21 protein-coding genes are annotated in these 25,941 nt (G+C 68.6%); 15 read left to right on the top strand and 6 right to left on the bottom strand.

Going from position 1 to position 25,941, the window contains the following annotated elements; genetic code table 11:
* The first annotated feature begins 3 nt into the window (after nucleotides 1–3).
* The 3 genes from yidD (at nucleotide 4) to mnmE (ending at nucleotide 3,713) form a co-directional block, all read left to right on the top strand.
* Nucleotides 4–315: a membrane protein insertion efficiency factor YidD gene (gene yidD / locus QT382_RS20425; RefSeq protein WP_502929930.1), complete on the top strand. Its 312-nt coding sequence runs from the start codon at nucleotides 4–6 to the stop codon at nucleotides 313–315.
* Nucleotides 312–2,015 carry a membrane protein insertase YidC gene (gene yidC, locus QT382_RS20420; RefSeq protein WP_289255968.1) on the top strand — a complete coding sequence of 568 codons (1,704 nt, stop codon included), beginning with the start codon at nucleotides 312–314 and terminating at the stop codon, nucleotides 2,013–2,015. Before yidD ends, yidC begins: the two co-directional genes overlap by 4 nt.
* Nucleotides 2,016–2,336: 321 nt before the next feature.
* Nucleotides 2,337–3,713, top strand: a complete 1,377-nt coding sequence (gene mnmE, locus QT382_RS20415) for a tRNA uridine-5-carboxymethylaminomethyl(34) synthesis GTPase MnmE (RefSeq protein WP_289255967.1) — start codon at nucleotides 2,337–2,339, stop codon at nucleotides 3,711–3,713.
* A 53-nt stretch (nucleotides 3,714–3,766) separates the two neighbouring features.
* Here the strand turns inward: mnmE and QT382_RS20410 are convergent, their stop codons facing one another.
* Together QT382_RS20410 and QT382_RS20405 are read right to left on the bottom strand one after the other, a co-directional pair.
* A complete protein-coding gene (locus QT382_RS20410) occupies nucleotides 3,767–4,996 on the bottom strand; it encodes an AGE family epimerase/isomerase (protein ID WP_289255966.1) in 1,230 nt (409 codons plus the stop codon).
* Nucleotides 4,989–5,543, bottom strand: a complete 555-nt coding sequence (locus QT382_RS20405) for an adenine phosphoribosyltransferase (RefSeq protein WP_289255965.1) — start codon at nucleotides 5,541–5,543, stop codon at nucleotides 4,989–4,991. Before QT382_RS20405 ends, QT382_RS20410 begins: the two co-directional genes overlap by 8 nt.
* Before the next feature lie 56 nt (nucleotides 5,544–5,599).
* Between QT382_RS20405 and QT382_RS20400 the strand changes: the two genes are divergently transcribed.
* Together QT382_RS20400 and QT382_RS20395 are read left to right on the top strand one after the other, a co-directional pair.
* On the top strand, nucleotides 5,600–6,094 hold the full coding sequence (locus QT382_RS20400; protein WP_289255964.1) for a hypothetical protein: 495 nt from the start codon (nucleotides 5,600–5,602) through the stop codon (nucleotides 6,092–6,094).
* Nucleotides 6,094–7,131 (top strand): Gfo/Idh/MocA family protein, encoded by a 1,038-nt coding sequence (locus QT382_RS20395; RefSeq protein ID WP_289255963.1) that lies wholly within the window; start codon nucleotides 6,094–6,096, stop codon nucleotides 7,129–7,131. The genes QT382_RS20400 and QT382_RS20395 overlap by 1 nt, the downstream gene beginning before the upstream one ends.
* Here QT382_RS20395 and QT382_RS20390 read toward each other — a convergent pair.
* Complete coding sequence (locus QT382_RS20390) at nucleotides 7,089–9,770, bottom strand: serine/threonine-protein kinase (RefSeq protein WP_289255962.1); 2,682 nt, start codon at nucleotides 9,768–9,770, stop codon at nucleotides 7,089–7,091. The two genes, QT382_RS20395 and QT382_RS20390, sit on opposite strands and share 43 nt — an antisense overlap.
* A gap of 62 nt (nucleotides 9,771–9,832) precedes the next feature.
* Nucleotides 9,833–10,531, bottom strand: a complete 699-nt coding sequence (locus QT382_RS20385; RefSeq protein WP_289255961.1) for a hypothetical protein — start codon at nucleotides 10,529–10,531, stop codon at nucleotides 9,833–9,835.
* Nucleotides 10,532–10,650: 119 nt separating this feature from the next.
* Here QT382_RS20385 and QT382_RS20380 point away from each other — a divergent pair, with 119 nt between their 5' ends.
* The 10 genes from QT382_RS20380 (at nucleotide 10,651) to QT382_RS20335 (ending at nucleotide 24,175) form a co-directional block, all read left to right on the top strand.
* Nucleotides 10,651–10,917: a hypothetical protein gene (locus QT382_RS20380; RefSeq protein WP_289255960.1), complete on the top strand. Its 267-nt coding sequence runs from the start codon at nucleotides 10,651–10,653 to the stop codon at nucleotides 10,915–10,917.
* Between the two features lie 151 nt (nucleotides 10,918–11,068).
* Entirely contained in the window at nucleotides 11,069–11,632 is a 564-nt protein-coding gene (locus QT382_RS20375) for an ECF-type sigma factor (RefSeq protein ID WP_289255959.1), read from the top strand.
* A 91-nt stretch (nucleotides 11,633–11,723) separates the two neighbouring features.
* On the top strand, nucleotides 11,724–12,203 hold the full coding sequence (locus QT382_RS20370) for a hypothetical protein (protein WP_289255958.1): 480 nt from the start codon (nucleotides 11,724–11,726) through the stop codon (nucleotides 12,201–12,203).
* Nucleotides 12,200–13,117, top strand: coding sequence for a tetratricopeptide repeat protein (locus QT382_RS20365; RefSeq protein ID WP_289255957.1), 918 nt, complete (start codon nucleotides 12,200–12,202; stop codon nucleotides 13,115–13,117). The genes QT382_RS20370 and QT382_RS20365 overlap by 4 nt, the downstream gene beginning before the upstream one ends.
* Nucleotides 13,118–13,154: 37 nt before the next feature.
* On the top strand, nucleotides 13,155–14,324 hold the full coding sequence (locus QT382_RS20360) for an ATP-binding protein (protein WP_289255956.1): 1,170 nt from the start codon (nucleotides 13,155–13,157) through the stop codon (nucleotides 14,322–14,324).
* Between the two features lie 43 nt (nucleotides 14,325–14,367).
* On the top strand, nucleotides 14,368–14,901 hold the full coding sequence (locus QT382_RS20355) for an RNA polymerase sigma factor (RefSeq protein WP_289255955.1): 534 nt from the start codon (nucleotides 14,368–14,370) through the stop codon (nucleotides 14,899–14,901).
* Nucleotides 14,901–15,884, top strand: a complete 984-nt coding sequence (locus QT382_RS20350) for a FecR family protein (protein ID WP_289255954.1) — start codon at nucleotides 14,901–14,903, stop codon at nucleotides 15,882–15,884. The genes QT382_RS20355 and QT382_RS20350 overlap by 1 nt, the downstream gene beginning before the upstream one ends.
* A 134-nt stretch (nucleotides 15,885–16,018) precedes the next feature.
* Nucleotides 16,019–19,315, top strand: coding sequence for a TonB-dependent receptor (locus QT382_RS20345; protein WP_289255953.1), 3,297 nt, complete (start codon nucleotides 16,019–16,021; stop codon nucleotides 19,313–19,315).
* Between the two features lie 64 nt (nucleotides 19,316–19,379).
* Nucleotides 19,380–21,938: a zinc-dependent metalloprotease gene (locus QT382_RS20340; protein WP_289255952.1), complete on the top strand. Its 2,559-nt coding sequence runs from the start codon at nucleotides 19,380–19,382 to the stop codon at nucleotides 21,936–21,938.
* Nucleotides 21,939–22,141: 203 nt separating this feature from the next.
* Nucleotides 22,142–24,175 carry a GGDEF domain-containing protein gene (locus QT382_RS20335; protein ID WP_289255951.1) on the top strand — a complete coding sequence of 678 codons (2,034 nt, stop codon included), beginning with the start codon at nucleotides 22,142–22,144 and terminating at the stop codon, nucleotides 24,173–24,175.
* A gap of 3 nt (nucleotides 24,176–24,178) precedes the next feature.
* Here the strand turns inward: QT382_RS20335 and ubiA are convergent, their stop codons facing one another.
* Both ubiA and QT382_RS20325 read right to left on the bottom strand, forming a co-directional pair.
* Entirely contained in the window at nucleotides 24,179–25,093 is a 915-nt protein-coding gene (ubiA, locus tag QT382_RS20330; protein WP_289255950.1) for a 4-hydroxybenzoate octaprenyltransferase, read from the bottom strand.
* A 23-nt stretch (nucleotides 25,094–25,116) separates the two neighbouring features.
* On the bottom strand, nucleotides 25,117–25,920 hold the full coding sequence (locus tag QT382_RS20325; protein WP_289255949.1) for a transporter substrate-binding domain-containing protein: 804 nt from the start codon (nucleotides 25,918–25,920) through the stop codon (nucleotides 25,117–25,119).
* Nucleotides 25,921–25,941: the final 21 nt, after the last annotated feature.

Below are 25,941 nucleotides of genomic sequence, written 5' to 3'. Positions count from 1 at the left end.
GCGATGTTGCGCTCACTCCTCGCCCTGCCGCAGCGCCTGCTGATCGCCCTGGTCCGTGGCTATCGCCTGTTCCTGAGCCCCTGGCTGGGCGCCTCCTGCCGCTTTGAGCCGACCTGCTCGGTCTATTCGATAGAGGCCTTGCAGCGCCATGGCGCCTTGAGTGGCAGCGGCCTGACCGCATATCGAATCCTGCGTTGCAACCCCTGGTGCCAGGGCGGGCATGATCCCGTCCCGGAGCAGGTCCCCAAGCTGTTCAGCCGGCACCTGAGTCGGCCCGAATCCCGCACTTCCACCAATCCAGAAGCCTCCTCATGACTGATATTCGCCGCACCGTGCTGTGGGTGGTGTTCACCATGTCGCTCGTCCTGCTGTGGGACGGATGGCAAAAGCACAACGGGCATCCGTCGATGTTCAGCCCTGTGCCGGCCGCCAAGCAGCCGGCCGCCGCTGGCAGCAGTGCCGCCGCCGTGCCCGCGGCAACCGCCGCCGCATCGGGTGTTTCCGTCGCCGCTGCACCGGCCGCAGCCGCTTCGGCGCCCGCTCCGGTCAACAGCGAAAAGCTCGTCATTACGACCGACCTGGTCAAGGCCACGCTCGACACCCTGGGCGGCAGCCTGGTGCGCGTGGAGCTGCTCAAGCATGCCGATCCGCATGACCCGAGCGGCCATGTGGTGGTGCTCGACAACAGCGCCCTGCATGTCTACAAGGCCGAGTCCGGCCTGACCGGCGTGCCCGGCGCTCCCTCGCATCTGACGCTGATGAGCGTGACCCCCGGCGAGCGCGAGCTCAAGGACGGTGCCAACGCCCTGAGCGTGCGTTTCGAGTCGCCGGAGACCGGTGGCCTGAAGCTGGTCAAGACCTACACCTTCAAGCGCGGCGAATACGCTGCGGTCGTCAAGCATGAGGTGATCAACGCGTCGGGGGCCGCGGTGCAGCCGCAGCTGTACTTGCAGCTGGTGCGCGACGGCCATGTCGAGTCCAAGCTGTCGTCGATGGCGCCGACCTCGTTCACCGGCCCGGCGGTCTATACCGAGAAGGCCAAGTTCCAGAAGGTCGAGTTCGAGGCGATCGAGAAGGGCAAGGCCGAGTACGAACAGCGTGCCACCGACGGCTGGATCGCCATGGTCCAGCATTACTTCACCAGCGCCTGGCTGCGCAACACGGCCGGCGACCGCGGCTTCTTCGTGCGTAAGCAGCCCGAAGCGGTGGGCAAGCAATACGCCGTCGGCATGGTGTTCCCGCTGGCCCAGCTGGCGCCGGGAGCCACCGCGACGACCGAAGACCTGCTCTACGTCGGCCCGCAGGAAGAGAACAAGCTGGCCGACCTGGCGCCGGGCCTGCAGCTGGTCAAGGACTACGGCATCTTCAAGCCGCTGTCGCAGCCGCTGTTCTGGCTGCTGGACCAGCTGCACAAGCTGCTGGGCAACTGGGGCTGGGCCATCGTCGTGCTGGTGGTGCTGCTGAAGATCGCCTTCTACTGGCTGAACGCCAGCGCCTACCGCAGCATGGCCAAGATGAAGGCCGTGGGCCCGCGCATCCAGGAGCTGCGCGAGCGCCTGAAGGACAACCCGCAGCAGATGCAGCAGGAGATGATGCGCATCTACAAGGAAGAGAAGGTCAACCCCATCGGTGGCTGCCTGCCCATCTTCCTGCAGATGCCGTTCTTCCTGGCCCTGTACTGGGTGCTGCTGTCCAGCGTCGAGATGCGCGGCGCGCCCTGGATCCTTTGGATCACCGACCTGTCGCAGCCTGACAGCCTGTTCGGCCATCTGTTCGGCGCGCCCATCGGCCCCCTGCCCATCCTGATGACGCTGACCAGCGTGCTGCAGGTGGCACTGAACCCCAAGGCACCGGATCCCATGCAGCAACGCATGATGTGGATCATGCCCCTGGCCTTCGGCATCATGTTCTTCTTCTTCCCGTCCGGCCTGGTGCTGTACTGGCTGGTGAACAACATCCTGTCGATTGCCCAACAGTGGATGATCAACAAGCAGCTGGGCGTCTCGAACAAATAAGCCTCCGTGCCCGCTGGGCGGCAATAAGCCACGAAGCCCCTGGTCGCCCCCGCGACTGGGGGCTTTTTCTTTGAGGGGTCAGCGCCTCTAATTGCTCACATGCGGGGCGCGATTTTCAGACGGTGACTCCACCACCGGATGGAAACAATGGTGCGAGGTCAGAGCTCACGAGAGCGAGGACCCGGCCACCCCCGCGCCATACATCATCAGGCCCCCACGCCTCGGTGTACCGAGGCTGCCCCCCGAGGGGGCGGAGCCGGCTTGGGGCGGCCCTGCGCTCGGCTCGGCCCCCACACGGATACGGGGCGCGACAATGGGCCCATGCTGTCCCGCCACCAAGACCCCATTGCTGCCATTGCCACCGCTCCCGGGCGCGGGGCCGTCGGCATCGTGCGGGTCTCGTCACCGCAAGACCTGACCCCAGTCGTCGAAGCGATCTGCGGCAGGGCGCTCAAGCCCCGCGAAGCTACGTACCTGCCGTTCCGCGCCGCCAACGGCGATGCGATAGACCACGGCCTGGCCCTGCTGTTCCCGGCCCCGCATTCCTACACCGGCGAGCATGTGCTTGAGCTGCAGGCGCATGGCGGCCCGGTCGTGCTGCAGCTGCTGCTGGCCCGGTGCATGGAGGTCGGTACCGACCTGCGCATGCGCCTGGCCGAGCCGGGCGAATTCACCCAGCGTGCCTTCCTGAACGGCAAGCTGGACCTGGCCCAGGCCGAGGCCGTGGCCGACCTGATCGACGCCAGCACCGAGGCTGCCGCGCGCAGCGCCAGCCGGGCGCTCTCGGGTGCCTTGTCGGACGAGGTCGGGCAGTTGCGCGATGCGCTGATCAATCTGCGCATGCTGGTCGAGGCCACGCTGGACTTTCCGGAAGAAGAGATCGACTTCCTCGAGCAGGCCGATGCCCTGGGCCGCCTCGCCCGACTCTCGGCCCAGCTGGACAAGGTGCTGGACCAAACGCAGCAAGGCGCGCTGCTGCGCGAAGGCATCAAGGTCGTGCTGGCGGGCCAGCCCAACGTAGGCAAGAGCTCGCTGCTCAATGCCCTGGCTGGCGCCGAACTGGCCATCGTCACGCCCATCCCTGGCACCACGCGCGACAAGGTCAGCCAGACGATTCAGATCGAAGGTGTGCCTCTGCACGTCAGCGACACCGCCGGCCTACGCGAGACCGAAGACGAGGTCGAACGCATTGGCGTGGCGCGCAGCTGGGAGGCGATCACCGAGGCCGACGTGGTGCTGTTCCTGCATGACCTAGGCCGCCTGGGCCAGGCTGATTACGAAGCCGAAGACAAGCTGATTGCCGAGCGCTTGGCGGGCGTTGATCCCGGCCGCATCCTGCAGGTCTTCAACAAAGCCGATGTCGAGCATGGGCAAGACCCGGCCCCCGATGCAGTCCTGCTCTCGGCCAAGACCGGTGCGGGCCTGGATGAGCTGCGCCGGCGCCTGCTGCAGCAGGTCGGCTGGCATGCCACGCCCGAGGGCCTGTTCATCGCCCGCGAGCGCCATGTGCAGGCCTTGCGCCGCACGCAGGAGCATCTGGCCATGGCCCACGCCGTCTCTGTCCAGAAGCCGCCGGCGCTGGACCTGCTGGCCGAGGAGCTGCGCCTCGCCCACGACGCGCTGGGCGAGATCACCGGTGCCTTCACGGCCGATGAATTGCTCGGCGTGATCTTCAGCAGCTTTTGCATCGGCAAATAGGGCAGGGCGGCTGTGCCGCCGGCAGCCTCAGCGCGCCAGCTCCATCGCCCTTCTCAGCGTCCCGCCGCCTTGATCGCGGCGAGGTGCATGCCCAGCATGTGGTACGGGTCGGGCTGCACGTCCTCGCAGCCGCTGCGCTTGCAGACGCCGGGCAGCCAGCCGCCCTGCTGGGGGTCGACCAGCTCGTCGCGGATCAGGCCCAGGGTCTGGTCGTAGCGGCGCCAGAGTTCCTTGCGGCCGCTGGTCGTGGCATGGACGATCAGGGCGCGCAGGCATTCGGCCTGCTGCCACCAGCCCTTGCTCTTCCAGGCCGGCTGGTCCGGATAGACCTGGCTGATGGCGCCTCCGTCGATCTCGTCGTAGCCCTGCTTGAGCGCGTAGTCCAGCAGCCGGTCGGCGATGGGCGCGTGCACCTGCGAGACGTCCAGGGCCGTGCTGCGCACCAGCAGGTGGCTCCATTCGAACTGGTGGCCTATGTCGGTGTAGGCGCCGGCCTCCTTGGTCGTCAGCGGCTTCCAGAAGGCGTCGTACCACTCGGGAATCTGGGCCGTGCCGTCGGGCAGGCCCTGCAGCAGCTGGTTGACCACGAAGTCGCCCAGGCGCCGCGCCGCCGCCCGCGCCGCCGGATCGCCGGTGGCTTCCAGCAGGGCCAGCTGGGCCTCGAACATGTGCATCAGCGGGTTCTGGCTGCGCGAGTCACGGCCGCCGGGCACGAAGTTGCGCGCCGTGTGGGCCCGGTAGCCGCCCAGCGGATCGGCCAGGCCGGTCTCTATGTGCTGCAGCGCCAGCAGCGCCGCCTCCTTGAAGCGCGGCTCCTGGCTCACGCGGAACAGCTCGGCCAGTGCGAACAGCACGAAGGCATGGCCGTAGCAGCGCTTGAAGTCGGCCACGACCTTGCCCGCGGGCGACAGCACATGGAAGAAGCCGCCCTGCACCTTGTCGGCGAAGCGGTTCAGCAGGTAATCGGCACCGCGGTAGGCCGCCTCCAGGTAGCGACGGTCCTGGCTCAGCTCGTAGCCGGCGGTCATCGCATAGACCAGCCGGGCGTGGTGCGTGACCTCGATGTTCTGGCCGGTCTTGGCGGTCCAGTCGCGGCCGAAATTGACGTGGAAGCTGCCGTCGGGTCGCGGCGCATGGGCGAACCAGGGCGCGACATGGCCTTCCAGCGCGGCGCGGCGGTGCCATTCGGCATCGATCTGCCGCCCGGCCCGGTTTTCGCTGCTCGGTTCGCAGCCCAGCAGGGGCAGCAGGGCCAGGCTGGCTAGGCGACGCCGCCTAAGCATCGCTGAGCTGGAACTCGAGCAGGGAGAAGACCGCATGACCGGCCTCGCGCAGCTGCTGCGAGCCGCGCAGCTGGGGCAGGTCGATCACGGCCGCGCATTCCAGCAGCTCGGCGCCCAGCCGCTGCACCAGGCGGGCGCCGGCCGTCATGGTGCCGCCGCTGGCTATGAGGTCGTCGACCAGCACCACGCGCTGGCCCGGCTTGAGTGCATCGACATGGGCTTCCACCGTGGCGCTGCCGTACTCCAGCACATAGCTCTCTTCTATGCACTCGAAGGGCAGCTTGCCCTTCTTGCGGATGGGCACGAAGCCGCAGCCCAGGCGGCAGGCCAGGGCCGAGCCGATGATGAAGCCGCGGGCCTCCAGGCCGACGATGGCATCCGGCTTTTGCGACTCGTAGCGCTGGGCCAGCGCTTCGATCAGCTGGCGCAAGGCGGTGCCGTCGGCCAGCAGTGGCGTGATGTCGCGGAACTGCACGCCGGGCACCGGCCAGTCCGGCACGGTGCGGACATGGCGGCGCAGCTCGGCGGCGAGAGGGTGTTCAGCCATGGCGGCGATCTTAAGGTCACAATGCGGCCGCGCCCAATCACAAGGAGTCCGATTCCATGCGCCAAACCCTGTCCCGCCTGGTGGGCCTGCTGACCGCCGCCAGCCTGGTCGCCGCTGCGCCGCTGGCCCAGGCCGCCGAGGCCTGCTATGCCAACAACGACGAGTCCGGCCAGTTCGCCTCGACCGCTGAAGACGGCAAGGAGCTGACCCGCGAGCTGTGGAACAGCTATGTCGAGCAGATGAACAGCGCCCAGCGCACCGTGGCCCGCTGCTACCAGCGCGCCATGCAGCGCGAGAGCGACATCGCCAAGGGCAACAAGCAGATCAAGTTCGGCATCCAGGTCGAGGCCGACGGCAAGGTCTCGCGCGTGGCCGTGCTCAAGTCCGACTACAACGACGGCATGCTGCATGCCTGCCTGGGCGAGATGGTCTGCGGCTTCAAGCTGCAGGCCGGCGGCCAGGCGCGCAAGTTCATCCAGCCCTTCGGCATGGACACGCGCTACCGCCTGCCGGAGAAGATGGACGACTTCCGCGACGCCCGCAAGCTGTGATGGCCGAGGCGCCACGCTTCGGCTGGGGCCTGGTAGGCCCGGGCCGCATCGCCAACCGCTTCGCCGAGGCCTTGGGCGGCATTGCCGGCGCCCGGCTGCACCTGAGCCAGGCGCGCGACACGGGCAAGGCCGCGGCGTTTGCCGAACGCTGGGGCGGTGGCGTGACCGCTTCGCTGGACCAGCTGCTGTCCGACCCCGGTGTCGATGCGGTCTACATCGCCACGCCGCATGCCCTGCATGGCGACGCGATCCGCGCCTGCCTGCTGGCCGGCAAGCCGGTGCTGTGCGAGAAGCCGCTGGTGCCCAGCCTGGCCGCGGCCGAGCCCTTGCTGCAGCTGGCGAGCGAACGCGGCGTCTTCCTGATGGAAGCGATGTGGACCCGCTTCCTGCCGGCCTACCAGCAGCTGGCGCAATGGCTGGCCGAAGGCGCCATTGGCGAGCTGCGTGGCCTCCAGTCCAGCTTCTGCTTTCCGGCGCCCTATTCGCCGGAGAACCGCTGCTTCGCGCCCGAGCTGGCCGGCGGCGCCCTGCTGGACATAGGCATCTACAACCTGGCCGCCACGCGCTTCGTGTTGGAGCAGGCTTTCGGCCAATGCCCCGAACCTGACCGCATCGAGACCCTGGGCCGGCTCGCGCCGACCGGCGTCGATGCCCAGATCGCCGCCAGCCTGGTGTTCGAGGACCTGGGCCTCGCTTCGCAGTTCGTCTGCAGCTTCGATGCGGTGTCGGACAACGCGCTCGTCATCCAGGGCACGCGCGGCCAGATCTGCTTGCCGCGCGACTTCTGGCAGGCCACGGCGCTGGAGTTGCGCGTCCATGGACAGGCGGCCGAGCGGGTCGAGGCGCCGTTCCGCGTCAACGGCTTCGAGTACGAGATCGAGGAAGCCATGGCCTGCATCCGCGCCGGCCGCCAGGAAAGCCCGCGCATGCCGCAGGCCGAGACCCGGGCCCTGCTGCGCTGGATGGACCGCATCCGCGCCCAGGTCGGGGTGCGCTATCCGTTCGAGACCGAGCCCAGCGCGCTCAGCAGCTTCTGATGGTCCAGCCCCAGGGGCCGGATCGCCGCAGCAGCTTCCAACGCCTTGCGGGCTTGGAGTCGATGTGAGGCGGCCTCGCTCGGACGCAGTCCGGCCATGAGCCAATGCCCCTCGGCGCTGGCCAGCAGCGAATCGCGGCCCTGCGCCGGATGCTGTTGCAGTGGCTGCAGGGCCGCCAAGGCCTGACGTGTCAGGCGCTGTGCTGCCTCGGCCTGACCCAGAGCCTGCAGTGAGCGAGCCTTGTGGATTTCCAGCCAGGCCTTGCGCCGCTGGGCATTCGGATTGGCGCCCTTGGCCAGCACGCCGGCCCAGAAGTCGATGCCGCGCTCCAGCACCGCAAGGGCCTGTGCATGCCGCCCGTTCAGCGCCAGTGCCCGGCCATACTGCGGGGCCAGCAGCGGTGCTGCACCGGCCCACTTGCTGGCTGGACCTTCGTCCCTGGCCAGGCTGGCGGCGGTGTCCCAGCTGAGCTGTGCGGCCTCGAGCGCGGCCTCGGCGTCGCCCAGCCGAATCAGCGCCACGGCCAGCGTGTTGGCCTCCACCATCAGGCCGTCGCGCCAGGTGGCATTGCGCGGCTCGCGCGCCACGTTGGCACGCCGCAAGGCCAGGGCCGCCTCCGCCTCCTTGCGCATGGCGGGCAGATCCTCCTGGCGCAGGAAGACCAGCGCGCGACCGCCCAGCACGGTGCCGATCTGGTGTCGAAGATAGACGTCGGTGGCCGGATCGCCCGGCACGGCGGTGCGTTCGATCTCGGTCAGCAGCCGCTGGTCCTCCAGCATGGCGCGAAGGTCGGCCTCGGCCTTGCGGTAGTAGTCCAGCGCCTCCTGGGGCTTGTTCAGGCTGGCGACGTTCACCTGGTCATGCAGCCGGGCCAGCAGCAAGGTGGCGTTGGCTCGTGCCGCGAGCAGATGGGCCCGCGCCACGGGCTGGGACTCGCGGTCGAGCACTTCGCCTGTGCGTGCGAGCGCCTGGCGCAGGGAACTGACGCCGGCCGCGGGATCACCCTGCAGCTGTTGCAGCTGGGCATGGATCGCCAGCGTGCGCACATGCCAGAGCGCGAATCGCCAGTCCTGCGCATGCTTTGCCCAAAGCGGTTCGGCCATCGACAAGGCGCGCTGGACGGTGGCCTGAGCTTCGCTGGCGCGCTCGGGTGAAGCGAGGGTCTGGTTGCCCTGCAATTCGGCGATGCGACCCAGGGTGGAGGCGACCAGCAGCTGCAGGTCTTCATCGGTCGGACTCTGCCTCGTCAGGCCTTCGAGCTGTTCCAGGGTCTGGCGCAACATGGCTTCCTGGGCCTTGGGGCCGCCCGGCAGGGTGGTGGTGGTGTCGCCATAGCGAAACACCAGCTCGCTGATGATGTGCTTGACCGCCATCAGCTGGCCGCGCGCTTCGTCGCGGGCCAGCTGCGCCTGCCGGGTCTGCCAGGCGCTGACGCCCAGGCCACCCAGCAGCGACAGCAGGGCTAGCGAAGCCAGGGCGACGGGAATGCGGTGCCGGCGCACGAACTTTTCGAGCAGATAGCGATGGCTCGGCGCATGTGCGCTGACCGGCCGGCCTTCCAGAAACGCGCGCAAGTCCTCGGCCAGAAGGTCCACGCTGGCATAGCGCCTGGCCGGGGCTTTCTCCAGCGTCTTGAGCAGGATGTTGTCCAGGTCGCCCTGCAGACGGCGACGTGTTGCCCACCAGCGGTCGGGATCCGTGCCCGCGGCGGCATCCAGGCTCGAGGGACGCGTCGGCGATTCCTCGAGCACGGCCCGGGCCAGTTCGGCCGGGCTGCCGGCGCCTCGGCCATAGGGACGCTGCCCGGTCAGCAGCTGGTACAGCAGCACGCCCAGCGAATACAGGTCGGTGGCCGTCGAGACCGGATCGCCGCGCACCTGCTCCGGGCTGGCATGGCTGGGGGTGAACGGCCGCTGGCCGGCCTGCGTCTGTTCGGCGGCCTGGGCATCGTCCAGCGGGTCCAGTGCCTTGGCAATGCCGAAGTCGAGCAGCTTGACCTGCCTGGCTTCGGTGACGAGCACGTTGCCGGGCTTGAGGTCGCGATGGACGAGCAGGTGACGGTGCGCATGCGAGACCGCATCGGCCAGCTGCAGGAACAGGCGCAGCCGCTCTTCCAGCGCCAGCTCGGCGCAGGCCTGGTCGATGGGTCGGCCGTCTACGCGTTCCATCACGAAATAGGGCAGGCCTTCGGCACTCAGGCCGGCATCGAACAGGCGGGCGATATGGGGATGGTCCAGTCGCGCCAGCGCCTGGCGTTCGCGCGCAAAGCGCTGCAGCACGGCGACCGAGTCCATGCCGCGACGCAGGAGCTTGACGGCCGCCTCGCCTTCATAGGCCCCGTCAGCACGGCGTGCCAGCCAGACCTCGCCCATGCCGCCGGCGCCCAGTGGCCGCACCAGTTGCCAGGCCCCCAGCCGCTCGCCCACCCGGCCTGCGGTCATGGCGGCCGCGGGCTGGACCATGAAGGCCGGGTCGTCGTTGCCACCGCCGCTGCTGTGTGCCAGCAGGGACAGGGCTTCCGCCTGTTCGGCCGGCGATCGGCCGCTGGCCCGTACATGGGCCTCGCGTTCGTTCGCCGGAAGGGCCAGCGCCGCGTCGAACAGCTGACGGACAGCGCTCCAGTCCAGGGGTTCAGTCATCGCTTCAGTGTCGGTCAGCCTGCGAGCCCTCACATGCTGGCAAGCCCAGGCTTGCCGCCGGTTCAGTTGTTGAAGTAGCAGGCTTCGATGCGGGAGGCCGCGCCGCCGGCGCTTGGCTTGACCTGCGCGATCGCGTAGCTGACCTGGGCGCGGGCGGCGGTGTAGGCGAGCTCCACATCGATCTGGACCGTGTCGCTGCCCGCCGGGCTTTGGCCGGTGATCGTCCAGACCCAGTCGCGTGCACCGGTCAGGGCGGCATAGGCCGACTGGCGCGAGGCCGCGCTGCTGTCACGGTCGCCACCCGTGGCGCTGGTCAGACCGCCACTGATCTTGGCCTCAAGGCTTCTTCCGGCGGCGCTCAGCGTGACGCTGCCGTCCGCCGCCACGTCCAGCGTGCAGGCGGCGCTCTGGCTTTGTGGTGCCAGCAGCGTTCCCGCCAGGTGACCGACATGCTGGCGCAGCAACCAGGCGGGCAGGTCGGCCGCTGACAGGCCGCTCGACTTGATCGGCACCGGTGGCACGCTGCTCGGCGTCATGTCTAGCGTCGTATCCGACTTGAAAGCGATGGCGCATTTGTCGAGCACGCCGACCACCTCCACCAAGGCGAGGCGGCCTGCATAGCCGGTCAGGGCGATGCCTTGCCCGGCGCCGGCGACATTCACCCCGAAGCTCATCGCGTTGGCTGGCAGCTGGAACCAGGTGTCATTGGCATCACCGTCCAGGGCGGCGCTTTGTGTACTGCCGTTCAGGGTGGCTGTCACGTTGCCGTTGGCGTTGATGAAGATCGAGCAGGGGCCGCTAGAGCTGCGACCGTAGAAACTGCCAGCCAGCCAGGCCAGCGCGCCGCTCGGCGCGGCTGCCCGGGTGGTCGGGGCGGCGGTTGCAAACTCCAGGTAGCTGGAATAGCTCGCCGGTGCAGGTGCCGGTGCAGGTGCAGGTGCAGGTGCAGGTGCAGGTGCAGGTGCAGGTGCAGGTGCCGGTGCTGGTGCTGGTGCAGGAGCAGGAGCAGGAGCAGGAGCAGGAGCAGGAGCAGGAGCAGGTGCTGGTGCTGGTGCTGGTGCTGGTGCTGGTGCTGGCGCTGGAGTCGGGGCCGGTTCCGGGTCACCACCGCCGCAGGCGGTCAGGGCGGCGGCACCGATTAGGATGACAAGACGAGTCAATGGCAGAGGGGCAGGGCACTTGGTCAGCATGGCGACGATCTCCGTGGATGGACGAGCCCGACAGGAGCTCCTGTTTGCTTACGCAGCCTGCGCGCCGCAAAAGGCTCATGCGTCGACAGGCGCAGCATCGGACCCGGCATGAGCACGCCTGAATTCGCCGAAATCACGCAGTGGCTGAATGCCCAGCAGGCCGGATCGGCCGAAGTGGGCAACCAGCTGTTCAGCCTGCTTTACGACGAGCTGCGCCGCTTGGCCCGTTCGCAGATGCGGCGCGAGGAGGCAGGGCATACCTTGTCGGCTACGGCGCTGTCGCACGAGGCCTGGTTCCGGCTGGCTGAGCAGACGCGCACGCAATGGCGCAACCGCGGGCACTTCATGGCCGTGGCGGCCGTGATGATGCGGCGCATCCTGGTCAACCATGAGCTGGCCCGCCGGGCCGACAAGCGGGCGGCCGAGCTGGTGCCGCTGACGCTATCCAGCCTGGATCGGCTGGCCCTGCCGCCGGATCGCGACCTGGTCGCCGTCCATGAGGCCTTGCTGGCCTTCGAGCAGGTCGATGCCCGTGCCGCCAAGGTCGTCGAGCTGCGCTTCTTCGGCGGACTGGAAAACGAGGAGATCGCCGAGGCGCTCGGCATCTCGCCGGCCACGGTCAAGCGGGACTGGACGCTGGCCCGGGCCTGGCTGCATCGGGAACTGGGCTGAGGGCGCCGGCGCCAGCGGCAATAATCGCGGCCGCTGCAGAGCCAGGGAGGCCGCGCAGAATTCTCCAGAACGAGCAAGCAACGCGAGAACCATGAGTCGAGAGCCAGACATCGAGGCCCTGCTGCGGCCCAGCCTGACCGAGATCGGCAGACGGCGCTCGCTGTTCAGCCTGCAGGCGCTGTTCCTGACCGCCTTCTTCGGCGGTGTGCCCGCCCTGGTGGGCCTGTCCCTGGCCAACAGCTACCGGCTGAACCGGCTCAAGGTCGATCTGGCGCCGGCCGCCGCGGCCGTGCTGGCCTGGCTGGTCGTGATGCAGCAGCTGTACGGCGCCTGCGGCAACGAGCTGTGCCGCTGGATGACGGACCTGCCGTTGCCGCCCGGTGTGCTGGTGCGGGCTCTGTCGCTGCTGCTGTGCGGCGGTGCCGTGTGGCTGCACCGGCGCGAGCAGCGCGCCTGCGACCTGGCCGGCCTGCCGCGGCCCAACGGCACCTGGCCGGGCCTGGTGGCCATCGTGGCCGGTTATCTGCTGACCCAGCTGCTGCTGGCCTTCCTTCAGGCGCCTCAGCAATGAACGATTCCATGGACACCCTGCCCTACCAGGGCGCCGAGCCGCCCGATGCCGACGAGCTGGCCTGGCGGGCCGAGCAGCTGATCGAGCGACGCCGCTATGCCGAGGCGCGTCGCCTGGCCGGTGCCGCCCTGCGCGACCAGCCGCGCCATGCCGGCCTGCTGCTGGCCGTGGCCCGCGCCGATTACCTGAGCGACGACAACGACTCGGCCCGCAGCACGCTGCAGCAGCTGCTGGCCGATGACCCCGACAGCGCCGACGCCCGCCTGCTGCTGCATCTGGTGGCGGCCGACGAAGGCGAGCTGGCCGAGGCCGAGCTGCTGATCATCCAGCTCCTGCGCGAGCAGCCGCACTGGGCCGGCTACTGGGCCCTGTATTCGCGGCTGATGCTGCGGGCTCTGCATTTCGAAAAGGCCGGCCAGCTGGCCGAGGTGGCGCTGCGCCGCGATCCTCAGGACCCGACCGCGCTGCGCGCCCGTGCCCTGTGCGACCTGGCCGATGGCAAGGGTGGCAGCGACAGCGAAGCCATGGTCCAGCTGATCGTGGCCGATCCGCAGGACGAGCACACCTTGCGCCTGGTACTGCAGTCGCTGCTGGAACAGGGCCGGCTGCGCGCCGCCCACCAGCTGGCACGCGAACTGCTGCGGGCCTATCCGCAAGATGCCAATCTGCTGCGCCTGGTCGCCCAGACGCGCATGGCCACGCACTGGAGCATGTGGCCGCTGTGGCCGCTGCAACGCTGGGGCCTGAAGGCCTCGGTGGGGCTGTGGCTGCTGGCCGTGATCGGCCTGCGCCTGGGCGAGCATTTCCTGCCGGCCCAGTCCGGCTACTTCTTCGTGGCCCTGGTGGTCTATGTGCTCTACAGCTGGATCTGGCCGCCGCTGCTGAAGCGCGTGATGCGCGTGCCCGCCGACTGAGCCCCGGACAAGAAGCACCAAGACCTGTGAGCCCGGAATGAGCCATGACATGGATGAGTCGCTGAACCCGCTCGAGCAACGCCTGTTGCTGGAGCCCTTCAATGCCGCGCTGCGCCGCGACTATGCGCAGGCGCTGCTCCGCAATGGCCGCAGCGACGATGCGGCGCGCCAGGCCCGCCTGCTCCTGCAGCAGCAGCCCGACGATGCCGCGGCCCGCGCCCTGCTTGAGGAGGCCGAGGCCCCGCCGCCCGCGCCCCAGGCCGTGGCCAGCGGCAATGGCCGCCTGCAGCTGGTCGGTGCGGCACCGGCACCCAAGGTCCAGTCGCTGGTGACCGCGGCGCCGGCCGACAAGGTGCGCTTCACCAGCATCGTCGGCATGGAAGCGCTGAAGAAGACGCTGCGGCTCAAGATCATCGAGCCCTATCTGAAGCCGGGCCTGTTCGACCGCTTTCGCATGAACAGCGGCGGCGGCCTGCTGCTGTACGGCCCGCCGGGCTGCGGCAAGACCCTGCTGGCGCGGGCCCTGGCCAATGAATGCAAGGCCGAGTTCATCTCGGCGGGCGTGTCCGATGTGCTGTCGATGTGGCAGGGCGAGAGCGAGCGCAACCTGGCCGCGCTGTTCGAGAAGGCGCGCAGCCAGCAGCCCTGCGTGCTGTTCTTCGACGAGCTGGATGCGCTGGCCTATGCCCGCTCCAAGGCCGGCGCCGCCTCGGCCCGCACCGTGGTCAACGAGTTCCTGGCCCAGCTCGACGGCTTCGGCCGCGAGAACAAGGGCGTGCTGATGCTGGCCGCCACCAACATGCCCTGGGACGTGGACGATGCAATGAAGCGGCCGGGCCGCTTCTCGCGCCAGATCTTCGTGCCGCCGCCCGATGCCGACGCCCGCCGCGGCATGTTCGAGGCCAAGCTGCTGGGCGTGCCCAGCCAGGGCCTGGACTTCGCCGCCCTGGCCGCCCGCAGCGAGCATTGCTCCGGCGCCGACATCGACGGCCTGATCGAGCTGGCCAAGGAATCGGCCCTGGCCGATGCGCTGGACGGCGACGAGGACCGCGGCCTGGCCATGAGCGACTTCGATGCGGCCCTCGCACAGCTGCAGCCCTCGACGTTGGACTGGCTGCGCACCGTGCGCAACGTGGTCAAGTACGCAGGCGACGACGGCACCTACCGCGAGGTCGAGACCTACCTGAAGAAGACGCGGCTGCTCTGAGGGCTGGCGCGCTGCGCCGGGCTTGACCTATAGTCGCCGCCCCATGAGCCTGCTCGACATCTACCGCGCTCGCCGCAAGGCGCTGGAACGTTACGTCCAGCGCCTGCTCGGCAATGCGGACGATGCGGCCGAGGTGTCGCAGGAGGCCTTTCTGCGCGTCTACGCGGCCGAGCTGGGCGAGCAGACCCCGGTCAGCGAGGCCCTGCTGTACACGGTGGCGCGCAACCTGGCGCTGAGCGAATTGCGCAAGCGCACCTCGCGGGCCACCGATGCAGTGGGGGATTGGGACGACTTGCGCGTTGAAGATACGGGGCCCAGCGTCGAGGCCCTGATACAGCAGCGCCAGCGCATCGCGGCCATCGAGGCGGCGATGGAGCGCATGGCGCCCAAGTGCCTGGAGGTGTTCCGGCTGCGCAAGATCGACAATCTGTCCCACGCGGAAATCGCCGAGCGACTGGAGATCTCGACCAAGACGGTCGAGCGCCACATCACCCGGGCGCTGCAGCTCTGCCAGGAAGCCATGGCCGAGCATGACCGAGGTCTGAAGCAGGCAGGCGGCAAGGAAGTACGAAGCTGATGCAAACCAATGTGCTGGACTTTGAGCGTGCAGGGAGCAGCGGGGCGGCCGACGAGGCCCGCCGCTGGATTGCGCGCATCGATGCCGGCGACCTGAGCAATGCCGAGCGCCAGCAGTTGAAGGACTGGCTGGCCGAGGATGCCGACCACAAGCGCCTGCTCGACGAGCATGCGCTGATCTGGGCGGCGGCCAGCCGTGCCCGCTTCCCGGCCGCGGCCAAGACCACGGCCGCCGGCCGACGCGTACCGCGCTGGGCCTGGGGCGGTGCGGCCTTTGCCGGCCTGCTGCTGGCCCTGGTACTGGTCAAGCCCTGGATCCTTATCGGCAAAGACGAGGCGGCCTACGCCGCCAGCCACCGCACGGCCGTGGGCCAGCAGCATCTGGTGCTGCTGCCCGACGGCTCGCGCACCGAACTCAATGCCGCCTCGCAGCTGCAGGTGGCCTACGAATCGGCCCATCGCCGCGTCAGGCTGGAGCGCGGCGTCGGCCTGTTCGACGTGGCCAAGGACGCCAAGCGCCCGTTCGAGGTCCAGGCCGGCCATGTGACCGTGCGGGCCGTGGGCACGCGCTTCCTGGTCCAGCGCCATGCCGACGGCAGCGTCGAGGTCACGGTCTACGAGGGTGTCGTCGAACTGCGCAAGGACGAGGGCAGCCAGCCGGTGCGCCTGGGCGTGGGCCAGGTCGCCATCGACCAGGCCGAGCAGACCCTGCTCTCGGTCGCCAGTGCGCATGAGCTGGAGCGCAAGCTGGCCTGGCAGCAGGGCCGCATCGTGTTCGACAACACCACGCTGGCCGCGGCCCTGGAAGAGGTCAACCGCTACAGCGAGCAGCCCATCCAGCTGACCGACGCCTCGCTGCAGGAGATGCGCATCTCCGGCGCCTTCGCCACGCGCGAGATCAGCGTGTTCCTGCGCAGCCTGGAGCAGGGCTTCGGTCTGAAGGTGAGGCAGGAAGAGGGCCGCTGGCTGGTCGGCCGCGGCTGAAGAACACAAGGCGGATTGCGGTCCGCTTTCGCTGTGCTCAGGGTTTATCCCTGTGGGGGATGAGGTCGGCTGAAGCGTCGTATCGGTCTGTCCGGACGTCGTTAAGCCTTTAAAAATCCTCACAGGAGTCCCTCGTGCAGAGACGCCCCCGATTCGCCTGTCGGCCCCTGGCCCTGGCCGCCCTGTTGGCGGTCCATGCCCAGCTGTCGGCCCAGACCCCCGGCGAAGCCGCCAAGCCCCAGTCCATCGACATTCCCGCCCAGCCGGCCGCGCAGGCGCTGCAGACCCTGGTCAAGCAGCACAGCTTCCAGCTGCTGTATGCGCCCGACCTGCTCAAGGGCATCAGCACCAAGCAGGTCAGCGGCGTGATGAGTCCCCGCGAGGCGCTGACGCGCATGCTGGAGGGCAGCGGCCTGCAGATCGTCGAGACCGGCCCGAATGCGGCCACGCTGCGCCAGGCGGCAGCACCGGCACCTCGCGCCTCGGCCCCGCAGGGCGGCGCCAATGCCGTCGGCGAAGCCACCGAACCGGAGGCCGATCCCGTCCCAAAAACCAGCACCGCCGCCAACAGCGCGGCGGCGGTGCGCGTTCATAAATTCGATCTCGCCGCCGGCGATGCGGTGGAGACGGTGCGCCAGGTGGCCGAGCTGGCCGGCGTGGTGGTCAAGTTCAAGAGCGAGGAGCTGCACGGCATCCGCACCAACCGGATCAGCGGTGACTTCAGCTTCATGCAGGCCATGCAGGAGCTGCTGCGCAACACCCGGCTGACGCTCGGCCAGGTGGTGGCCAGCGGCGAATTCGTGGTGCGCAAGGTCGAGGTGATCGCGCCGGTGGAGATCACCGGCTCGCACCTGCGCTCCATCGTCGGCGAGCAGGGCATCAACCAGGTCGAGGTGCTGACCCGCCAGGACATCGAGCGCTCCGGCGTCACCACGCTGGCCGAGCTGCGCAACCTGATCCCGCAACTGTCGGTCGGCGCGTCTGCCAGCTTCGACGGCAACAGTTCGCGCAGCGCGCCGGACGGCCGATTGCTGTTCAACCTGCGCGGGCTGGGCCAGGGCAATGCGCTGATCCTGATCGACGGCCTGCGCCTGCCGCGCACCGGCTCGCGCAGCGTGGCCGAGGCCTACGAGGCCACCGGCATCCCGATGTCGGCCATCGAGCGCGTGGAAGTGCTGCTCGGCGGCGGCAGCGCGATCTACGGCGCCGATGCCGTGGGCGGTGTGATCAACATCATCACGCGCAAGCGCTACCGTGGCACCGAGTTCGAGTACGCGCTGGACAACACCCTGGTGACCGACGCGGCCAACAACCGCGTCAGCCTGTCGCATGCCTACCGCCATGAGAAGTTCTCGGCCCGCGGCTCGGTCTCGGTCGAGACCCAGAACGCCCTGGCCCTGCGCGACCGGGAGTGGCTGGCCACCGACGACCGCCGCTGGCTGGGTGGCTCCGACGGCACGGCCAGCAACCTGTACCTGGGCGGCCATGTGCAGGCTGTCAGCGGCACGCTGCCGGGCCTCGGCAGCCGGACCACGGCCTTCATCCCGACCGGCGCCAACGGCAAGACGGCCACCATTGCCGACTACGCCGCCGCCACCGGCACGGCCCGCTACGACGCCGGCAACTACCTGAATGCGCTCAACGAGTACAAGCGCCAGGCGGCTGTGCTGCATGCCGAGTACGAGTTCACGCCCTGGGCCCAGGCCTATGCGGACTTCATGTGGTCCAAGAACGAGTCGGCGGCGCCGGGCGATCCGGTGGCTCTGAGCGGCTACACACTGCCGGCCGGCTACCAGGGCAATCCGTTCGGTGTGCCTATCCGCGTCTACAAGTACATGTGGGAGCTCGGCACGCCGGAGCGCCACTACACCTTCGAGCAGCGTTCGACCTCGATCGGCCTGCGCGGCGACCTGCCCAGGGACTGGCGCTACCGCCTCAACCTCAGCGATGCGCGCAGCAACCCCTCGCTGCCAGAAGGCGTGTTCCAGTTCTATTCGCCACGCATGACGGCGTTGATTGCCGGCAGCACGCCGCCGGTGCTGCTGCATGACAGCTACTCGCTGATAGGCAAGGAAGGCTCGGCACCGAACGCGCCGGGCGTGCTGGAGTCGGCGTATTTCAAGGACGAGCGCTACGACCAGCCGATCAACCGCACCTACAGCCTGAGCTTCGACGGTCCGGCCTGGCAGCTGGAAGCAGGCCCCATCAACATGGCCGTGGGCGTGGAGCGCCGCGTCGATTCGGTCAAGTTCACGAACATCACCGACACCACCGGCGTCGATACCACGCAGGCTGCCGAGCCCAAGCAGGACCGGATCACCGATGCCCGCTACCTCGAGGCGTCGGTGCCGCTGCTCAGCCCCAAGTCCAGCCTGAGGATTCCGCTGGTGCACAGCCTGTCGGTCACCGGCGCGATCCGGCGCGACAGCTACAACGACTTCGGAGCGGCCAGCAAGAAGACGCTCGGCGGGCAGTACAAGCCGGTGTCTTGGATGTCGCTGCGGGCCACGCGCAACGAGGCCTTCCGCGTGCCCTACCTGATCGACATCACGCGGCCGCGTTTCGTCAGCAACCAGACCGTGCCGGCCACGGGCTCCTCGTCCTTCGTCGACACCTACCGCAAGAACGAGCAGGTCACCGGCATCCTGCCCTTCACGCTGGGCGGCAACCCCAACCTCAAGCCCGAGCAGTCGGTGCACCACAACCTCGGCCTGCAGATCGAGTCGCCGTTCGAAGCCACCAAGGGGCTGTCGTTCTCGGTCGACCGCTGGCGCTCCAAGATCCTGGACCGCATCAGCACGCCGAGCCGCCAGGACCTGCTGCTGTACTTCCCCGAGGCCTTCACCCGGGCAGATCTGACGCCGGCAGACGCCGCTGCCGGCTACACGGCCGGCAAGATCACGGCCGTCGACTCGACCTCGCGCAACATTGCCCTGTACCAGGCCTCGGGCTACGACTACTCGGTCCGCTTCGTGCGCAACACGGCCTATGGCGAGTTCTCGCTGAACGGCCGCATGACGCGCACCGACAAGCTGCAGGCCATCGTCACGCCGGGCGCCGCGCCCAGCACCAGCACCGATGCCCGGCTGCAGCCGCGGCGCGCCGTGGTGAGCATGGCCTGGGCCTATCGCGGCGCCGGCGTCAGCCTGACGGGCATCCAACAGGCCGGCTTCCCGGTGAGCATCTCGGCCAACCCGGTGATGTACCCGGGCACCACGACCTGGAACACCAACGTCTGGTACGACTACGGCACGGGCCGCTGGCATGACAAGGACAGCCTGATCGGGCGACTGATGCAGGACACCCGCATCTCGCTGGGCCTGATCAACGCCACCGACCTGGCGCCGCCGCTGAGTCCCACGGGCACGGTCAACGGCTCGGTCGACCCGCGAATGATGCGCTACACGTTCACGCTGCGCCGCCGCTTCTGAGCCGTCGGCAGCCCGCTCCCTCCCCCTCTTTCTCTCTCTCTTCCTCAAGACAGACACGAACACCATGAAGTCCACACATTTCCGCCGCCTGCCGCTGGCCGCGCTGCTCTCGCTGGCTCTGGGCGCCGCCTTCGCCCAGGAAACCCCGCCGGCCCCGGCCGAAGGCGCGGCCTCGGCCGCCCGTCCGGGCGGCGCGCCGGCCGCCACGCCCGAGGTCGAGCCCAAGGCCTTCGACAAGGTCATCACCAAGGATGCCAAGAGCCAGAAGGGCCTGGTCACGGTCCACCAGGTCAAGACCAAGCTCTACTTCGAGATTCCCAAGGCACTGCTGGGCAAGCAGCTGCTGATGGTGGCCAACGCCACCTCGGTGCCCTCCGACGTGGATCACGTGGGCAAGGCGCTGAACCAGGAGGTGGTGCGCTTCTTCCAGAAGGGCAACAAGGTCTACTTCCAGGCGGTGGACCATGCGTTCGCGATGGACAGCGCCCGCCCCAATGCCGAGGCCGTCCAGAACTCGCAGCGCGACGCCATCCTCGCCAGCTTCAACGTCGAGGCCTTCGCGGCCGATGGCTCGCCGGTGATCGAGGTCAGCCGTCTGTTCCAGGCCGAGGTCGGCGACTTCAGCGCCCGTCGCATGGTCAAGGGCACGGGCCTGGACGCCCAGCGCAGCTACGTGGACAACGCGCGGGCCTTCGCCGGCAGCGTTCGCATCGATGCGGTCCACACCTACTCGGCGCCGCAGATGCTCAACGGCCCGTTCGGCCCGCAGCCGGCACCGGCCGGCTGGCCGGCCCGTTCGGCCACCTTCAACATCGCCTACAACCTCGTGGAGCTGCCCGAGAAGGCCATGATGCCGCGCCTGATGGACGACCGCGTCGGCTATTTCTACGTGGGGCGCACCGACTACGGCCATGACCGCCACACCATAGAGCGCGAGCGCCTGATCACGCGCTGGCGCCTGGAGAAGAAGGACCCGAACGCGGCACTGAGCGAACCGGTCAAGCCCATCGTCTGGTACATCGACAAGTCCACGCCGACCGCGATGGTTTCCTACGTCAAGAGGGGCATCGAGGCCTGGAACGTCGCCTTCGAGGCCGCCGGCTTCAAGAACGCGGTGCAGGCCCGCCCCTTCCCGACCAAGGAAGAGGATCCCGAGTTCGATCCGGAAGACGTGCGCTACAGCATCATCCGCTGGGTGCCGTCAAGCATTCCTAATGCCTATGGTCCGCACCTCAGCGACCCGCGCAGCGGCGAGATCCTGAACGCGAACATCGTCATGTATCACAACATCCAGAAGATCCTGCGTGAGTGGTACATCATGCAGGCCGGTGCGGTGGATGTGCGTGCGCAATCGCTGCCGCTGCCGGACGATCTGATGGGCGACCTGGTGGCCATGGTGGTGACTCACGAGGTGGGCCATTCGCTCGGCTTCCAGCACAACCAGAAGGCCAGCTCGCAGTACCCGTTCGAGAAGCTGCGCGACGCCAAGTGGCTGAAGGAGATGGGCCATGTCTCGTCCATCATGGACTACAGCCGCATGAACTACCTGGTGCAGCCCGAGGACAAGATCGATCCCGCACTGCTGATCCCCAAGATCGGCCCCTACGACGTCTTCGCCACCAAGTGGGGCTATGCGCCCATCCCTTCGGCCAAGACGCCCGCGGCCGAGAAGCCGACGCTTGATGCCTGGGCCCGCGTCCAGGACGACACGCCCTGGCTGCGTTTCCAGGCACCGCAGAACGGCGACTACGGCACGGTGATGGAGGCGGTGGGTGATGCCGATGCCGTCAGCGCCACGCAGCTCGGCACCAAGAACCTGCAGCGCATCGTCAAGAACCTGCCCAAGATGGCGATCCGCGCCGGCGAGACCGACCGCGACCTCAGCGACCTGTACAAGGGTGTCTGGGGCCAGTGGACCCGCGAGCTGGGCCATGTGGCGGCCCTGGTCGGCGGCTACGACCATCGCGTCAAGACCGGCAGCCAGGCGGGCGCGGTCAGCACGCCGGCCAGCAAGGCCCAGCAGGCGCGCGCCGTGGCCTTCCTGAGCGAGCAGCTGTTCGCCGGCTATCCGCAGTGGATCCTGGAGCCCAAGGTGCTGGAGCGCCTGCCGGTTGGCGTCGGCCCGGGCCTGGTGGTCTCGGCCCAGCGCGGCCTGCTCGGTTCGCTGCTCTCCGGCGACCGCCTGAGCCGCATGCACACGCAGGAGCAGGCCTACGGCGACAAGGCCTACCGTGTCGAGCAGCTGCTGGCCGATCTGCGCGCCGGCGTGCTGAGCGAACTGAAGACCGGCGTCACGCCGAATGGCCAGCGCCGCAATCTGCAGCGCAGCTATGTGGACGTGCTGACGGCCAAGCTGTCCGACGGCTCCAGCTACGACGATGGCCGCGCCGCCATCCGCGCCGAGGTCAAGTCGCTGAACAAGCAGTTCGCCGACAAGGCCCGCGCCGCCGGCGATGCCGTGACCAAGGCCCACTGGGACGAGCTGGCCGACCAGACCGCCAAGGCACTGGACCCGCTGAGCGCGGCCCGCGCCCAGGGCGGCCGTCCGCAGGCGATGCAACAGGGCCTGCACGACCCGTTCGCCCATGGCGAACAGGAGGAAGGCTGCTGGACCCAGCACTGAAGTTTGCTCAGGGAAACCGCCTGACCCGGCAGCGACGAACGCCGGGCCCGGGCAGGCCCGGACCGCATGTCCTTCACGATCTCTCCACTCCATGCGGACCGGGCCTTCACAGGCGGGGCGGATGACGGGGCGGAGGGTGCTTGCGGGCGCCCTCCGCCCCTGACGCCTTTCGGGGTCGGGTGGCTCGCTGATACTGCGCTCCCATGAGTCCGGCCGTACCGGACCGTTGCAGGGAGCCCAGTCGTATGCCTTGTGTCCGTCAAGCAGGCCTCGCCTTCGTCGCGCTGTCCCTTTGTGCTTCCTCGATTCGGGCCGCCGGCCCGGCGCTCGAATCCGTCGCGGATTTCGAGGCGCGGTTCATCCAGCTGGTCCGGGCGGGCAAGAGCGAGAGCGCGGCGCGATATGGGCTGGAGGTGATACAGCGTGCGCAGGCGGCGCGGGACAAGAACTTGGAAGGCCTTGTGCATCTCAGGCTCAACCTGGTGCGCGACGCGTTTTGGCCTGAGTACTACGAAGGAGTGCGGCAGCACGTTCAGCAGGCAGAGCAACTGCTCTCGGCGAGTTCGGGGCTCCATGCCCAGGCCTTGCTGCATGTCGGCAAGGCCAATGCCCTGCGTGGGCAACGCAAGCTTCCGGAAGCAATGGACGAGGCATTGAAGGCCGTGGCGATGGCTGAGTCCAGCGGCGACGGCGCCGATCAAGTGTGGGCTTTCATCGCTGCATCCGGAGTCGCGGCAGAGGCGGGTATCGAAACCTTGGCAATCCGGTACGCCCGAGGTGCCGTCGAAGTGGGCGGCCTGGCCCCGACCGACTTTGCAATGCTGCGGGCTCGCCTGAACCTGGTTTCTACGCTTTTCAGGTTCGGACAAGGCGAAGGAGTTGTCCAACCGCTGCGCGAAATTGCCACCGCCGCCCAGTCGGTGGGGGACCTGCGCAGCGAGGTGGACGCCGAGAGTCAGCTGGTCGTCATTCTTCCTCCCGTCCGTTCGGCCGAATCCTTGAAGGCCTTTCGCAAGGTGGTGGACCTCACCCGCCGCATGGAAGATCGCAACGGGTTGGCGCTGTCGTTGGCCAACCTCAGCGACATGGAGACTCGGCTCGGGCAGCCGGCCGCCGGACTGAGGAGTGCGCAAGAGGCCTTGGAACTTGCCGAGCTGACGGGAGCACCCAAGCTCACACGAATCATGGCCATGCACAACAAGGGTCTTGCCCTGGTGAAGCTGGGCCGTCAGGCGGAAGGCTTTGCCTTGCTCGAAGCGGCATCGAACGAAGATCCGATCGGCAGCGATGAGGTGGCGCACGAGTACGCCTTCGTCGGCAAGTACAAGCAGGCCTACGAGCATTTGCAGCGGGCCATGAAGGCCATGGAGGCAGGAGTCAATCCTGGCGATCAGGTGGCTCAGGTCTCCCAGCGCCAGGCCGCCGACCAGATCGCCCGCCTGGAAGCCGAGAACCGCCTCGCCAAGGCCAACCAGCGCCTGGTCCTGTCCATCGCGCTGGGCGGCGCCTTGCTGGTGAGCGTGATCGTCGCCGCCCTGCTGCTCCGTCAACGCCTGCTCAAGCGCCATGCCTCGCAGCTCGGCCACGTCAACCGGCAGCTGGAATCGCTGGCCCTGACCGACAGCCTGACCGGCCTGCACAACCGCCGCTACTTCATGGAGCGCATTGCCAAGCATGTGGCGGCGGTGGAGCGGACGTCGACCGAGCTGAACTTCTTCCTGATCGACCTCGACCACTTCAAGCGCATCAACGACAGCCTGGGCCATGCCAGCGGCGACGAGGTGCTCAAGCAGGCGGCGGTGCGGCTGAGCGCCCTGGTCCGGTCGGAGGACGAGCTGGTCCGTTGGGGCGGCGAGGAATTCCTGCTGCTGACGCGCGGCAGCAACCGGGAACATGCCTATGTGCTCGCCGAGCGGGTCCGCGCGGCCATGGCCGAGACGCCGTTCGAACTGGCCTCCGGTCCCTTGTCCGTCAGCTGCTCGATCGGCCTGGCCGCCTATCCGCTGCGTCCGGGTTCGTTCGGCGCGCCGCCCTGGCAGGCCGTGCTCGAACTGGCGGATCAGGCCCTGTACCGCGTCAAGCAGCGGGGCCGCAATGGCTGGTCGGGCCTCTGGTCCGTGAACCAGCCGCTGGCCGGCGTGACCGCCGAGACCTTGCAACAGGGCCTGGAGTCCGGTGCCATCGAGCTCCGCGAGTCGAGCCTCGCCAGCCCTGAGGTGGCGCTCGGCGCGGCCTGAGCCTCAGCGAAAGGCCAGGTCGGCCACCGTGCCGGCGAACACCGCGAAGCCCAGCCAGTGGTTCTGGCGGAAGGCCTTGAAGCAGCCCTCGCGGCTGCGCTCGCGTATCAGCAGGAAGTGCCATAGCACCTGCAGGCCGGCCACGGCCATGCCCAGCAGGAACAGCCAGCCCAGGCCCAGGCGCAGGCCCAGCCAAGTCCAGCTGACCAGGAAGATGGCGTAGAAGGCCATCACGCCGGCCACGTCGAAGCGGCCCAGGGTCAGGGCCGAGGTCTTGATGCCTATGCGGATGTCGTCGTCGCGGTCCACCATGGCGTACTCGGTGTCGTAGGCCAGCACCCAGAACAGGTTGGACAGCAGCAGCAGCCAGGCAGCCAGCGGCACGGCATCGCTCAGGGCCTCCCAGCTGAAGCTGGTGCCGCCCTGGGCGGCCGAGAAGGCCATGGGAATGCCGAAGGAGAAGGCCACGCCCAGGACGGCCTGCGGCATGGCCAGCACGCGCTTGGCGAACGGATAGACGATGGCGACGGCCAGGGCCGCGAACGACAGCAGGATGGTCGTGGCGTTCGTCGTCAGCACCAGGCCGAAGGCAACGAGCGCCAGGGCAGCGCCCAGCAGCAGCGCCTCCTTGACCGAGACCGCGCCGCTGGTCACCGGCCGGTTGGCGGTGCGCTTCACATGCTTGTCGAACTCGCGGTCGGCCACGTCGTTGACGCAGCAGCCGGCCGAGCGCATCAGGATGGTGCCGAGCGTGAACACCGCCAGCAGCTTCTTGCCCGGCCAGCCGTCGGCCGCAATCCACAGCGCCGCCAGCGTGGGCCACAGCAGCAGCAGCCAGCCGGCCGGGCGGTCCCAGCGGATCAGGTCGAGGTAGAGGGCGAGGCGGGAGCGGGGCGCGGCGGCGTCGGCGGAACTCATGGCGGCATTGTCGCCGCCGCGGCTCAGGGCGCCAGGCCCGGCGGCAGCACGGCGCCCTTGCCGAAATAGCGCTCCGCGATGCGCCGCAGCGTGCCGTCTTCGATGATGCGCTTGTAACCGTCCAGGTAGCGCTCGACGAAGGCGCTGGCGGCGGCGCTGTCCTGGCGGTAGATGGCGCCAGAGTAGCCCTTGTAGATCGGGCCGAACAGGCCGACCTGCTCGCGCCATCGCGGGTTCCTGCGTCCAAACTCAAACTCGGCAGTGGCCTCCACGGACAACAGGAAGTCGACCCGGCCACGCAGCAGCATCGCATAGACCCGGTCATGCGGATCGATGGCGATCGAGCGTGCGCCGTGGCGCTCGAAGTAGTCGCGTGCAGCCCGGTCAGCCCGGTAGTAGCCCATCAGCTTGTCGTTCAGGTCCTTGATGACCTGGGGGCCGCCCGGCGCGAACGCGGCCTTGCGGTAGTAGACGTAGGACTGGAAGGGCCATTGCCTCAGCATGCGGATCTGGCCGGGCGCCAGCGCTTCCAGGCTGGGCAGGTTGGAGTCGGACTCGATGTAGACCGTGTCCCTGTCTTGCTCGAAGCTGCGCCGGGCGCGCTCGGAGGGCAGCATCTCTATCTTCACTTCGGTCAGCCCGGCGGCCTGGCAGGCGGCCAGGAAGAGCTCATTGGTCAGACCGGTGGTGGGCGTGTTGCGGAAGGGCGGGTAGACCGAGCTGACCACCCGTACCTCGGCCCACAGGGTAGCCGGCAGCAGCAGGCCGGCGCAGGCCGCCAACAGCGCGGCGAACGTGGCGCGGCAGGGAAGCCAGGGCGAGGGCATGGTCGCGGCGGTTCAGGGGGC

It is taken from the genome of Pelomonas sp. SE-A7 (assembly GCF_030345705.1).
GTDB lineage: Bacteria > Pseudomonadota > Gammaproteobacteria > Burkholderiales > Burkholderiaceae_C > JAUASW01.
The sequence above is the reverse complement of the archived record's forward strand: the minus strand, read 5'-3'. Positions and strand labels throughout refer to the sequence as shown.